The 14,428-nt window shown below is 62.6% G+C and carries 2 protein-coding genes; one reads left to right on the top strand and one right to left on the bottom strand.

Features of this window, described 5'->3' with window-relative positions; all coding sequences use genetic code 11:
- Nucleotides 1-4: 4 nt before the first annotated feature.
- The gene (gene lapD / locus AC19YR_RS01930) at nt 5-1,945 is read left to right on the top strand and encodes a cyclic di-GMP receptor LapD (protein WP_500596932.1); all 1,941 of its coding nucleotides are present in this window, start codon (nt 5-7) and stop codon (nt 1,943-1,945) included.
- Between the two features lie 80 nt (nt 1,946-2,025).
- Here lapD and AC19YR_RS01925 read toward each other — a convergent pair whose 3' ends face one another.
- Entirely contained in the window at nt 2,026-14,361 is a 12,336-nt protein-coding gene (locus tag AC19YR_RS01925; protein ID WP_500596931.1) for a retention module-containing protein, read from the bottom strand.
- Nucleotides 14,362-14,428 lie beyond the last annotated feature (67 nt).

Here is a 14,428-nt window from a genome sequence, read left to right as displayed (position 1 = left end):
CCGCATGTCCCTACTCAAGCAACTCTTCCTGGCCATATGCCTGTTCTTGCTGGTGGCCTTTAGCGGCAGTTTTTTTGTCAGCCTGGAAGCGTCCCGCGGGCAGATGCTCAGCCAGCTGCGCGCCCACGCCCAAGACGCGGCCACCGCCCTAGGGCTGACCCTGACCCGGGAAATCGACGACCCGGCCATGACCGAATTGCTGGTCAGCTCGATCTTCGACAGCGGCTATTTCACCAGCATCCGCGTGGTCAACATCGCCGACAATGCAGTACTGGCCGAGCGCAGCACAGCGGCCAGCGCCGAAGGCGTGCCGGCCTGGTTCGTCAACCTGGTCGGCCTGCGCCCGCAAGGGGGCGATGCACTGGTGATGCGCGGTTGGGAGCAAGCGGCGCGGGTGGAGGTGCTGAGCAACCCGCAATTCGCCCTGGCGCGCCTGTGGGACAGCGCCCTGGGTAGCCTGGCCTGGCTGCTGGCCTGTGGCCTGCTTAGCGCGGTGTTCGGCGGCTGGTTGTTGCGCAAACAGCTACAGCCGCTGGACAACATGGTCAAACAGGCCCAAGCCATCAGCAAACGCGAGTTCCTCAGCCTGCCCCAGTTGCCGCGCACCCCGGAGCTCAAGCGCGTGGTGCTGGCGATGAACCAGATGGTGGAAAAACTCAAGGCCCTGTTCGCCGAAGAAGCGGCGCGCAGCGAAGCCCTGCGGGCCGAGTCTTATCAGGATCGCCTGACTGGGCTGGCCAACCGCCGCTTGCTCGACGAGCAACTCGCCGACCAATTGCTGGTGACCGAACAAAGCCGCGCCGGCCACTTGCTGCTGCTGCGGGTCAATGACCTGGCCGGGCTCAACCAGCGCCTGGGCGGGCAGCGCACCGATGCCTTGATAAGCAGCATCGGCCAGGTGCTCAAGCGTTTGCTCGAACAACCCGAGCGCCGCCACTGGTTGGCGGCGCGCAATCGCGGCGGCGAGTTCAGCCTGCTCGCCCCGGGCCTGGACAGCCGCGATGCCGCACGCCTGGCCGGCGAACTCAGCGCCACCCTGGAAAACCTGCGCCTGACCGGCGCCAGTGATTGCACCCCGGTGGCCCACCTGGGCGTGGTCGCCTACCAACCCGGCGACACCGCGCCAACGGTGCTACTGCACCTGGACCAAGCCCTGGCCCAGGCCCAGCAGCAACCGCAAAAACCCTGGGCGCACCTGGAGCACTTCCATGGCGCCCCAGGCCAGGCCCCGCAGGACTGGCGCACCTGGATCGACGAAGCCCTCACCCAGGGCAAGATGCAGCTGTACTTCCAACCGGTGGTCGAATGCGCCGACACCAGCCAAGTGTTGCACCACAAAGTCCTTGCGCGCCTGCTCGCCCCCCAAGGCGAAGCCATCGCCGCCGGGCAGTTCCTGCCCTGGATCGAACGCCTGGGCTGGTCGTCGCGCCTGGACCTGGCGATGCTGCGGCATACCCTCGACTACCTGGCCGAACACCCCTGGCCCCTGGCCTTGAGCTTGAGCGGCAGTACCCTGCGCGACAGTACCTCGCTGCGCAGCGTGCTGGACCTGCTCCAGGCCCAGCCCGAGCTCGCGCCGCTGCTGACCCTGGAAATCGACGAGCGCCAACTGCCGCCCCCGGGCGAGTTGCAAGCCTTGAGCAAAAGCCTGCAAGCCACCGGCTACGCCATCGGCCTGCAGCACTTTGGCGGCAGCTTCAGCCAGATTGGCAACCTCACCCAACTGGGCCTGGCATACCTGAAAATCGACGGCAGCTACCTGCGCGGCATTGACCAACACAGCGACAAACGCCTGTTCATCGAAGCGATTTTCCGCGCCACCAACAGCATCGACCTGCCCCTGATCGCAGAAATGGTCGAAACCCAGGGCGAACTGGACGCCATCAAATCCCTGGGCCTGTTCGGCGTCATGGGCCGCCTCATCGGCCCGCCTGAACCCATGTAGGCAACGCTTGCTACAACAAAGAAAGCAAAAAAAACCCGCCACCCTCGGCTGAGGATGGCGGGTTTTCGGTGCTTGCTCCCTTACACCGTATCGACCTTCAACGAGTGGTCGTTGAGCATGCCGTTGATGATGGTCGCGGTGTCCGCCCCGGCGGCAATCACCCCGCCCGCCCCCGGCGTGACCCCGTACTGGGTGGCCAGGTTGACGCCGGCCAGGTCGATGGTCTGGGTGGTCGCTGCCCCCGCCGCCGCGCTGACGTCGATGGTGGTGCCCGCCGCCGTGACCTTGAAGTGCAAGTAGTCATCCAGGGAGGCCGCCGTGGCGTTTTCCCCTTGCAGCAACTGGGACAGGTCGAGCTTGTCGGTGCCCGGCGTGAAGTCGGTGACCACATCGTGCCCGGTGTTGCCCGCGCCCCACTGGAAGGTGTCGCTGCCCGTGCCGCCGGTCAGGGTGTTGTCGCCCGGGCCGCCGATCAGGAAGTCGTCACCGCCACCGCCGTTGAGGATGTCGTTGCCCAAGCCGCCGGTGATGACGTTGGCGTTGTTGTCGCCGGTCAGGGTGTCGTTGTAGTTGGAGCCGATCAGGTTCTCGATGCCACTCAGAATGTCCGTGCCCGCCCCGCCGGTGATCTGCCCACCGCCCTCCAGCAGGCTGACGTTTACCGCCGAAGTGGCGTGGGCGTAGCTGACGGTGTCGTTGCCACTGCCGCCGATCAAGGTGTCGTTGCCGATGCCGCTGAACAGCAGGTCGTTGCCATCGCCGCCATTGAGGGTGTTGTTGCCCGAGCCCGCGGTGAGTACGTCGTTGCCGGCGCCACCGTTGAGGGTGTTGTCGCCTTCGCCGGCCACCAGCACATCGTTGCCACTGGTGCCGGTCAGGGTGAGGCCGTCCTGGTAGTGGATGTTTACCGCGGCGCTGTCGCTGCCGCCGTGGTTGTCATTGACCGTGTAGCTGGCGTTGACGTCCGGGGTGATGGGGGACGTGGCGGTGTAATCGATGGACAGGCTCAGGGTGTAGGTTTCCGAGCCCGTGTCGCCGCCGGGGGTGTCGGCCACGTTAACCACACGGATGCGATACACGTCATTGGCCCCCGTGGCCGCCGGGATCAAATCGCCGCTGTTGATGAGCACGAAAGCCCCACCGTTGATCGAGTACGCCAGCGTTACCTGGCCTGCCCCCAGGTTATGGGAGGCCTTGAGCACCTCGCCCTGCTTGAGGTTGACGGTAACCAAGTCCTCGTCGTTGGCGTTGTTGGCGTTGACCGCGCCCAAGAAGGCACTGATGGCCAGCGCCGCCGTCATGGTGCCTGGGGTGCGCGCGAAGTTGGTGCGCACGTTGGCCAGGTTTTGGTTGCCCGAGTTGTTTTGGGTCCCGGCGAAACTCACCGAACCGGTGCCCGAGAAGTCCGCCCCTCGGGCGATCCACCCCGTGGCGAAGCTGGTGGTGGACGGCGTCAACGGGTCGCCATTGGCGTCGCTGTCGTTGGCCAGCAGTACATCGCCGGGGATCACGATAGTGCTAGAGGCCACGTTGGTGATGATGTTGTCGTCACCGGCCACGGGCGCCGCGTTGGGGTTGACCTTGATGGTCAGGGTGGAACCGGCCAGGTCGCCGTCGTTGTCGCTCACCGTGTAGGTGAAGTTTTCGACCTTTTGCGTAGTCGAGACAGTTTGCGAGGTGTAGGTGAATTCGCCGGTATCCAGGTTCACCAACAGGGTGCCGCCCTTGGTGGTGGAGACGCTGAGGGTGTTGTTCGCCGTGTTGAAGATCCCGGTGACTGTACCGACGCCGGTGGCGGTCACCGAGCCCTGGTTGTTCAAGGCCTTGGGGTCGTAGGTGTAGGTGATGCCATCGACCACGATGGATTTGATAAAGCCGCCATCGGCGCCGAACGAGCCGCCTTCGCCAAGCAACGTGCCGGTAACCGGCGTGCCCTGCACAGTGCCGGCGAGTACCGAGTCCAGTTGCGCCAGGTTGGTGACGATCACCGCGTTGGTGTCCGTCCCGGTATTGCCGTTGTACGCCAGAGGGTCAAGGTTGGAGGCAAAAACGTTCGGCCCCAGGCCAATGGCGTAGTTGTTGATGCCGTTGGTGTTGAGGAAGTTCTGCCAGTTGGTGATATCACTGCCAGAAATTTCCTGGCCAGCGGTAGGCTCACCGTCGGAGAAGAAGTAGCCGACGTTCTGTGCGCCCGTGAGCTTGCCGCTTTTGAGGAACGCCGTCATCGCCTTGGCCACTGCGCCGTCGTAGTTGGTGCCACCGTCGGCGATCAGCCCGGCGATTTGGCTTTTGGCCACGGCCACACTGACCCAGGTCGTTCCCTGTTCGACACCGGTGGAGCTGAAGGTGACGAGTTTGACCATCACATCGCCCATGGCGTCGTACTTGTCGAGCAATGCGGTGATGGCTTCCTTGGCCAGTTGCAGGCGCGATTTGCCCGCCACCCCCGACTCCCAGTCCATGCTGCCGGAGGTGTCGAGCACGATCAGCAGGTTGGTATCGACCTCCACCGTGGTCATCGAACGCTCGGCGGCCACAGCCTTGGGCACGTCGTCGACGATGTTGATGACGATGGTGCTGGTCTGGGTGTTGCCCGCAGCGTCTGTGGCCTTGTAGGTGAAGGTTTCGGTCTGGTTGGTGGTGATGCCGTCGTTGGCATTGGGCGTGGTTTTCGGCGCCGAACTCAGGGTGTAGGTGTAGGTGCCGTTGGGGTTGAGCAACAGTTGCCCATAGGCACCGGTAGCACTGCCCACCAGGGTGTAGGTAATGGCGCCGACGCCACCGGTGACCGAACCCACCAGGGTGCCGGTGGCGGTTTCGCCGGTGGACGTAGGATCGCTGCCGACCACCGTGCCGCCGACCAGGTCCAGGCCATCCTTGCCCAGGTCCAGGGCTTTTTCGTACACCGTCACGTCCTGATCGACGATGGCCTTCAGGCCACTGTCATTGATCGTCACGGTGATGGTGGTGGTGCTCAGGTCGCCGTCGCCGTCACGGATGGTGTAGGTGAAGGTATCCGTCACCGTGCCGCTGACCGAGTTCGCGTAACTGTGGTACACCGCGTTGCCCGCCGCATCCAGCGTCAGGTAACCAAAGTTGCCGGCGATGTTGCTGTTCAGGCCGGTGGTCACCGGGGTGCCGGTGCCATTGCCCGCCTTCACCCCCACCACAGCACCGCCCAGCGTCGCGCCGTCGGCACCGAGCACGTCATTGCCCAGCACCGCGATATTGAGGGTGCTGCCTTCGATCACCGTGCCGGTATCCGGCTTGGCCAGCGGCGTATCGTCAACGATGGTGACGTCCAGCGTGCCGGTGGCCGTGCTGTCGTTGCCGTCCACCAGGGTCACGGTGAACGGCTCGGCCAGGGTGGTGCCATTGCCGCCGCTGTGGTTCTCATTGTCGTTGAGGGTGTAGGTGTAGCTCACCACCCCGGTCGCCGGGTTGTAGCCCGTGACCGTCAGGGTGTTGCCCAGAGGCGTGACAAACACCTGCGGGAAGTTCGCCACCACGCCATTACTGACCACATTCATCCCAGCCACGGTCAGGGTTTTCACCCCATCCAGGGCCGTCACGCTGAACGTGCTGCCTTGCGTCAGGGCCGAACTGCCCGGCGCAGTGCCATCGCTCAAGGCGTTTTCATACAGCGTCAACTCCCCGCCCGTGACGTTCAGGCCATTGATAACCGCCGGGTCATCGTTGTTGTGGACGTTAAGCACCAGTTTCGCCGTGCTGACGTCGCCGTCCTTGTCGGTGAAGGTGTAGGTGAAGGTGTCCGTTGTGTCGGTTTTCAACGCCTTGAAGGCGGGATTGTTTGGGTCAAGGGTGTAGGTGTAAGTACCGTTCGCCCCCAAAACCAAGGTGCCGTAGGTGCCGGTGAATGTACCGCCGGTAATGGGGCCGGCCGATGGGCCAGTGGTTACGCGGTCTGCGCCTTGGATGTCGTTGTCCAGCACATTGCCGGTGAGGCTGGTGAGGGTTTCGGTGGCAGTTTGGGTGTTGCTGTCGTCTTTAGCCGTTGGCACATCGTCGACGATATTCACGTCCAGCGAATCGGTGGCCGTGGTGCCGTTGCTGTCCACCAAGGTCACGGTAAAGGTTTCGCTCAGGTTGTTGGTGCCGGCGCCGGAGGCATGGGCTTCGTTGTCGTTGAGGGTGTAGGTGTAAGTGACCACGCCTGTAGTCGGGTTGTACCCGGTGATGGTCAGGGTGTTACCCAGGTCGGTGGTAAACACCTGTGGGAAAGTTGCCGCCACGCCGCCGGTCACCACGTTGATACCGCCTACGGTGAGGGTTTGTACCCCGTCCAGCGCGGTCACGGTAAAGGAACCGCCCTGGGTCAGCGGCGAGCTGCCCGGAGCAGAACCGTCTGAGAGCGCTTTTTCGTACAGCGTGACTTCCCCGCCGTCCACTTTCAGGCCATCGATCACCACTGGGTCATCGTTGTTGTGGACGTTGAGCACCAAATTCGCGGTGCTGGTGTCGCCGTCCTTGTCGGTGAAGGTGTAGGTAAAGGTCTCGGTGGAATCCGTGGTCAGTGCCTTGAAGGCGGGATTGTTGGGGTCGAGGATGTAGGTATAAGTACCGTTCGCCCCTAGAACCAGGGTGCCGTAGGTGCCGGTGAATGTACCGCCAGTAATGGGGCCAGCCGATGGGCCGGTGGTTACGCGGTCGGCGCCTTGGATGTCGTTGTCCAGCACATTGCCGGTGAGGCTGGTGAGGGTTTCAGTCGCAGTTTGGGTGTTGCTGTCGTCTTTGGCCGTTGGCACGTCATCGACGATGTTCACGTCCAGGGAGTCGGTGGCCGTAGTGCCGTTACCGTCCACCAAGGTCACGGTAAAGCTTTCGCTCAGGTTGTTGGTGCCGGCGCCGGAGGCATGGGCTTCGTTGTCGTTGAGGGTGTAGGTGTAAGTGACCACGCCAGTCGCCGGGTTGTACCCGGTGATGGTCAGGGTATTACCCAGGTCGGTGGTAAACACCTGTGGGAAAGTGGCCGCCACGCCGCCGGTGACGACGTTGATGCCGCCGACGGTGAGGGTTTGTACGCCGTCCAGCGCGGTCACGGTGAAGGAGCCACCCTGAGTCAGCGGGCTGCTGCCAGGAGCGGAGCCATCGCTCAGGGCTTTTTCGTACAGCGTGACTTCCCCGCCCTCCACTTTCAGGCCATCGATCACCACCGGGTCGTCGTTGTTGTGGACGTTCAGTACTAGGTTCGCGGTGCTGGTGTCGCCGTCCTTATCCGTGAAGGTGTAGGTAAAGGTCTCGGTGGCGTTCGTGGTCAGCGCTTTGAATGCAGGATTGTTGGGGTCGAGGGTGTAGGTATAAGTACCGTTCGCCCCCAGAACCAGGGTGCCGTAGGTGCCGGTGAATGTACCGCCGGTAATGGGGCCGGCCGATGGACCGGTGGTTACGCGGTCGGCGCCTTGGATGTCGTTGTCCAGCACATTGCCGGTGAGGCTGGTGAGGGTTTCGGTGGCAGTTTGGGTGTTGCTGTCGTCTTTAGCCGTTGGCACATCGTCGACGATATTCACGTCCAGCGAATCGGTGGCCGTGGTGCCGTTGCTGTCCACCAAGGTCACGGTAAAGGTTTCGCTCAGGTTGTTGGTGCCGGCGCCGGAGGCATGGGCTTCGTTGTCGTTGAGGGTGTAGGTGTAAGTGACCACGCCTGTAGTCGGGTTGTACCCGGTGATGGTCAGGGTGTTACCCAGGTCGGTGGTAAACACCTGTGGGAAAGTTGCCGCCACGCCGCCGGTCACCACGTTGATACCGCCTACGGTGAGGGTTTGTACCCCGTCCAGCGCGGTCACGGTAAAGGAACCGCCCTGGGTCAGCGGCGAGCTGCCCGGAGCAGAACCGTCTGAGAGCGCTTTTTCGTACAGCGTGACTTCCCCGCCGTCCACTTTCAGGCCATCGATCACCACTGGGTCATCGTTGTTGTGGACGTTGAGCACCAAATTCGCGGTGCTGGTGTCGCCGTCCTTGTCGGTGAAGGTGTAGGTAAAGGTCTCGGTGGAATCCGTGGTCAGTGCCTTGAAGGCGGGATTGTTGGGGTCGAGGATGTAGGTATAAGTACCGTTCGCCCCTAGAACCAGGGTGCCGTAGGTGCCGGTGAATGTACCGCCAGTAATGGGGCCAGCCGATGGGCCGGTGGTTACGCGGTCGGCGCCTTGGATGTCGTTGTCCAGCACATTGCCGGTGAGGCTGGTGAGGGTTTCAGTCGCAGTTTGGGTGTTGCTGTCGTCTTTGGCCGTTGGCACGTCATCGACGATGTTCACGTCCAGGGAGTCGGTGGCCGTAGTGCCGTTACCGTCCACCAAGGTCACGGTAAAGCTTTCGCTCAGGTTGTTGGTGCCGGCGCCGGAGGCATGGGCTTCGTTGTCGTTGAGGGTGTAGGTGTAAGTGACCACGCCAGTCGCCGGGTTGTACCCGGTGATGGTCAGGGTGTTACCCAGGTCGGTGGTAAACACCTGTGGGAAAGTCGCCGCCACACCACCAGTCACCACGTTGATACCGCCGACGGTGAGGGTTTGTACGCCGTCCAGTGCGGTCACGGTGAAGGAGCCGCCCTGGGTCAGCGGCGAGCTGCCCGGAGCAGAACCGTCCGAGAGCGCTTTTTCGTACAGCGTGACTTCCCCGCCGTCCACTTTCAGGCCATCGATCACCACCGGGTCGTCGTTGTTGTGGACGTTCAGCACCAAATTCGCGGTGCTCGTATCGCCGTCCTTGTCGGTGAAGGTGTAGGTAAAGGTCTCGGTGGAATCCGTGGTCAGTGCCTTGAAGGCGGGATTGTTGGGGTCGAGGGTGTAGGTATAAGTACCGTTCGCCCCCAGAACCAGGGTGCCGTAGGTGCCGGTGAATGTACCGCCAGTAATGGGGCCGGCCGATGGACCGGTGGTTACGCGGTCGGCGCCTTGGATGTCGTTGTCCAGCACGTTCCCGGTCAATGACGTCAAGGTTTCGGTGGCGGTTTGGGTGTTGCTGTCGTCTTTGGCCGTTGGCACATCGTCGACGATATTCACATCCAGCGAGTCGGTGGCCGTGGTGCCGTTGCCGTCCACCAAAGTGACCGTAAAGTTTTCACTGAAGTTGTTGGTGCCTGCACCCGTTGCATGAGCTTCGTTGTCGTTGAGGGTGTAGGTGTAAGTGACCACGCCTGTAGTCGGGTTGTACCCGGTGATGGTCAGGGTATTACCCAGGTCGGTGGTAAACACCTGTGGGAAAGTCGCGGCCACGCCGCCGGTCACCACGTTGATGCCGCCGACGGTGAGGTTTTGTACGCCGTCCAGTGCGGTCACGGTGAAGGAGCCACCCTGAGTCAGCGGGCTGCTGCCGGGAGCGGAGCCATCGCTCAGGGCTTTTTCGTACAGCGTGACTTCCCCGCCGTCCACTTTCAGGCCATCGATCACCACCGGGTCGTCGTTGTTGTGGACGTTGAGCACCAGATTGGCGGTGCTGGTGTCGCCGTCCTTATCCGTGAAGGTGTAGGTAAAGGTCTCGGTGGCGTTCGTGGTCAGCGCTTTGAATGCAGGATTGTTGGGGTCAAGGGTGTAGGTGTAAGTGCCATTTGCCCCTAGAACCAGGGTGCCGTAGGTGCCAGTAAAGGTGCCGCCGGTAATGGGGCCGGCCGATGGACCGGTGGTTACGCGGTCTGCGCCTTGGATGTCGTTGTCCAGCACGTTGCCGGTCAATGACGTCAGGGTTTCGGTGGCAGTTTGGGTGTTGCTGTCGTCTTTGGCCGTTGGCACGTCATCGACGATGTTCACGTCCAGCGAATCGGTGGCCGTGGTGCCGTTGCTGTCCACCAGGGTAACGGTGAAGCTTTCGCTCAGGTTATTGGTGCCGGCGCCGGAGGCATGGGCTTCATTGTCGTTGAGGGTGTAGGTGTAAGTGACCACGCCTGTAGTCGGGTTGTACCCGGTGATGGTCAGGGTATTACCCAGGTCGGTGGTAAACACCTGTGGGAAAGTGGCCGCCACGCCGCCGGTGACGACGTTGATACCGCCGACGGTGAGGGTTTGTACGCCGTCCAGTGCGGTCACGGTGAAGGAGCCACCCTGAGTCAGCGGGCTGCTGCCTGGCGCCGAGCCATCGCTCAGGGCTTTTTCGTACAGCGTGACTTCCCCGCCGTCCACTTTCAGGCCATCGATCACCACCGGGTCGTCGTTGTTATGAACGTTCAGCACCAGATTGGCGGTGCTGGTATCGCCGTCCTTATCGGTGAAGGTGTAGGTAAAGGTCTCGGTGGAATCCGTGGTCAGCGCTTTGAACGCCGCACTGTTGGTATCGAGGGTGTAGGTATAAGTACCGTTCGCCCCCAGAACCAGGGTGCCGTAGGTGCCAGTAAAGGTGCCGCCGGTAATGGGGCCGGCCGATGGACCGGTGGTTACGCGGTCGGCGCCTTGGATGTCGTTGTCCAGCACGTTGCCGGTCAATGACGTCAGGGTTTCGGTGGCAGTTTGGGTGTTGCTGTCGTCTTTGGCCGTTGGCACGTCATCGACGATGTTCACGTCCAGGGAGTCGGTGGCCGTGGTGCCGTTGCCGTCCACCAGGGTCACGGTGAAGCTTTCGCTCAGGTTATTGGTGCCGGCGCCGGAGGCGTGGGCTTCGTTGTCGTTCAGGGTGTAGGTGTAAGTCACCACGCCTGTAGTCGGGTTGTACCCGGTGATGGTCAGGGTGTTACCCAGGTCGGTGGTAAACACCTGTGGGAAAGTGGCCGCCACGCCGCCGGTGACGACGTTGATACCGCCGACGGTGAGGGTTTGTACGCCGTCCAGTGCGGTCACGGTGAAGGAGCCACCCTGAGTCAGCGGGCTGCTGCCTGGCGCCGAGCCATCGCTCAGGGCTTTTTCGTAAAGCGTCAGTTCACCACCGTCCACTTTCAGGCCATCGATTACCACCGGGTCGTCGTTGTTGTGGACGTTGAGCACCAAATTCGCGGTGCTGGTGTCGCCGTCCTTGTCGGTGAAGGTGTAGGTAAAGGTCTCGGTGGCGTTCGTGGTCAGCGCTTTGAAGGCGGGATTGTTGGGGTCGAGGGTGTAGGTGTAAGTACCGTTCGCCCCCAGAACCAGGGTGCCGTAGGTGCCGGTGAATGTACCGCCAGTAATGGGGCCGGCCGATGGGCCGGTGGTCACGCGGTCGGCGCCTTGGATGTCGTTGTCCAGCACGTTGCCGGTGAGGCTGGTGAGGGTTTCAGTCGCAGTTTGGGTGTTGCTGTCGTCTTTGGCCGTTGGCACATCGTCGACGATATTCACATCCAGCGAGTCGGTGGCCGTGGTGCCGTTGCCGTCCACCAAGGTCACGGTAAAGCTTTCGCTCAGGTTGTTGGTGCCTGCACCCGTTGCATGGGCTTCGTTGTCGTTGAGGGTGTAGGTGTAAGTGACCACGCCTGTAGTCGGGTTATACCCGGTGATGGTCAGGGTATTACCCAGGTCGGTGGTAAACACCTGTGGGAAAGTGGCCGCCACACCGCCGGTCACCACGTTGATGCCGCCGACGGTGAGGGTTTGTACGCCGTCCAGTGCGGTCACGGTGAAGGAGCCGCCCTGGGTCAGCGGGCTGCTGCCAGGAGCGGAGCCATCGCCCAGGGCTTTTTCGTACAACGTGACTTCCCCGCCGTCCACTTTCAGGCCATCGATTACCACCGGGTCATCGTTGTTGTGGACGTTGAGCACTAGGTTCGCGGTGCTGGTGTCGCCGTCCTTATCCGTGAAGGTGTAGGTAAAGGTCTCGGTGGCGTTCGTGGTCAGTGCCTTGAAGGCGGGATTATTGGGGTCAAGGGTGTAGGTATAAGTACCGTTCGCCCCCAAAACCAAGGTGCCGTAGGTGCCGGTGAATGTACCGCCGGTAATGGGGCCGGCCGATGGACCGGTGGTTACGCGGTCGGCGCCTTGGATGTCGTTGTCCAGCACGTTCCCGGTCAATGACGTCAAGGTTTCGGTGGCGGTTTGGGTGTTGCTGTCGTCTTTAGCCGTTGGCACATCGTCGACGATGTTCACGTCCAGGGAGTCGGTGGCTGTGGTGCCGTTACCGTCCACCAGGGTCACGGTGAAGCTTTCGCTCAGGTTGTTGGTGCCTGCACCCGTTGCATGGGCCTCGTTGTCGTTGAGGGTGTAGGTGTAAGTCACCACGCCTGTAGTCGGGTTGTACCCGGTGATGGTCAGTGTGTTGCCCAGGTCGGTGGTAAACACCTGTGGGAAAGTGGCCGCCACGCCGCCGGTGACGACGTTGATGCCGCCGACGGTGAGGGTTTGTACGCCGTCCAGTGCGGTCACGGTGAAGGAGCCGCCCTGGGTCAACGGCGAACTCCCCGGAGCGGAACCGTCCGAGAGCGCTTTTTCGTACAACGTGACTTCCCCGCCGTCCACTTTCAGGCCATCGATCACCACTGGGTCATCGTTGTTGTGAACGTTGAGCACCAAATTCGCGGTGCTCGTATCGCCGTCCTTGTCGGTGAAGGTGTAGGTGAAGGTCTCGGTGGCGTTCGTGGTCAGCGCTTTGAATGCAGGATTGTTGGGGTCAAGGGTGTAGGTGTAAGTGCCATTTGCCCCTAGAACCAGGGTGCCGTAGGTGCCAGTAAAGGTACCGCCAGTGATAGGACCTGCCGATGGGCCGGTGGTTACGCGGTCTGCGCCTTGGATGTCGTTGTCCAGCACGTTGCCGGTCAATGACGTCAGGGTTTCGGTGGCAGTTTGGGTGTTGCTGTCGTCTTTAGCCGTTGGCACATCGTCGACGATGTTCACGTCCAGGGAGTCGGTGGCTGTGGTGCCGTTGCTGTCCACCAGGGTCACGGTGAAGCTTTCACTGAGGTTGTTGGTGCCTGCACCCGTTGCATGGGCCTCGTTGTCGTTCAGGGTGTAGGTGTAAGTCACCACGCCTGTAGTCGGGTTGTACCCGGTGATGGTCAGGGTATTACCCAGGTCGGTGGTAAACACCTGTGGGAAAGTGGCCGCCAGACCGCCGGTCACCACGTTGATACCGCCGACGGTGAGGGTTTGTACGCCGTCCAGTGCGGTCACGGTGAAGGAGCCACCCTGAGTCAGCGGGCTGCTGCCTGGCGCCGAGCCGTCGCTCAGGGCGTTTTCATAGAAGGTCAGTTCGGCGCCTTCGACTTTGAGGCCATCGAGGGTCGCGGGGTCGTCATTGTTGTGGACGTTGAGCACCAGGTTGGCGGTACTGGTGTCGCCGTCCGAGTCGGTGAGGGTGTAGGTGAAGGTTTCGGTGCCGCTACCATCGCCCTTGAGGGCCAAAAACGCCGCGCCCGTGGGGTTGAGGGTGTAGGTGTAGCTGCCATCGGCCGCCAGCACGAGGGTGCCGTAGGTGCCGGTGTAGGTGCCGGCCGTGACCGGGCCGCTGGCCACGCGGTCGGCGCCTTGTACGTCGTTGGTCAGCACGTTGCCGGTGAGGGTCAGTTGGCTTTCGGAGCCGACGCCGGCGTTGCTGTCGTTGGCTGCGCTGGGCAGGTCGTCGGTGATGTTGATGTCCAGCGAGCCGGTGGCGGTGTCGCCGTTGGTGTCGCTGGCCACCACCGTGAACTGTTCGCTCAGGTTGTTGGCGCCGTCGGCCGCTGAGTGGGTTTCGTTGCCGTTGAGGGTGTAGCTGTAGGTGACCACGCCCGTGGCCGGGTTGTAGCCGGTGATGGTCAGGGTGTTGCCCAGTTGGGTGGTGATCGACTGCGGAAAGAGCGCGGCCACTCCGCCGCTGACCACGCTGATGCCGCCCACGCTGAGGTTGAGCAGGCCATCGGGGGCCGACACATTGAAGCTGCCGCTTTGGGTCAGGGCCGCCGGGTCGCTGGCCGAACCCTGCTGCAGGTTGGCTTCGTTGAGGGTCAGTTCGCCGCCCTCGACCGCGAGCCCGCCCAGGCTCACTTCGTTGTTGGGCGGCACGATGGGGGGCGTGGTGTCCTCTGGCACCGGGTCGATGATCTGCGGGACGAATTCGGGAATACCGTTGAACCCGGCGGTGGGGAAGCCGATGACCGGGTCCACCCGGCCCGCCACTTCTTCGAGCAATACAAAGGTGTGGCCGCCGCCCGCCGCGCCGCCCGTACCGCCGGGGCTACCGGGGCCGGCCGCGGTGGCTTCGCCGGTTTGGGTGGGGTCGGCGCCAGCGGCGATGGCTTTTTGCAATTGCTCGACGTCCGTCAATTGCGCCTGGCTCGGCGTGGTGCTTTCAGCGGCGACGACGTGAGGCACCTTGTCGCTGAGCAGGTCGGCACTCAATTGCAGCTCGCTGCCACGGCCGAGGGTCAATTCCTGGCCGTTCTGCAAGCGCACGGCCACCGCGCCGGAGGCGCCGGTGTCCAGCGTTTCCCCGGCAAACAGCCGGTCGCCCTCGACCAGGGCGCGCTTGGCACCGTTGCTCGCCACTGCGTAAACCTGACCCACTACCTGACTGACGATACCGATGAGCGTTGCCATATCCATTCCTCCGCCGCCGACAGCTATCGGCATCTACGTATGCAGAGAAAGCGTGAATGGCACGGGG

It is taken from the genome of Pseudomonas sp. MF08817 (assembly GCF_059862705.1).
This window is presented reverse-complemented; position numbering and strand designations above follow the sequence as displayed.

Coding starts and splice junctions, on each gene's coding strand:
- lapD (WP_500596932.1), top strand. CDS start 5: ATGTCCCTACTCAAGCAACTCTTCCTGGCCATATGCCTGTTCTTGCTG.
- AC19YR_RS01925 (WP_500596931.1), bottom strand. CDS start 14,361: ATGGCAACGCTCATCGGTATCGTCAGTCAGGTAGTGGGTCAGGTTTAC.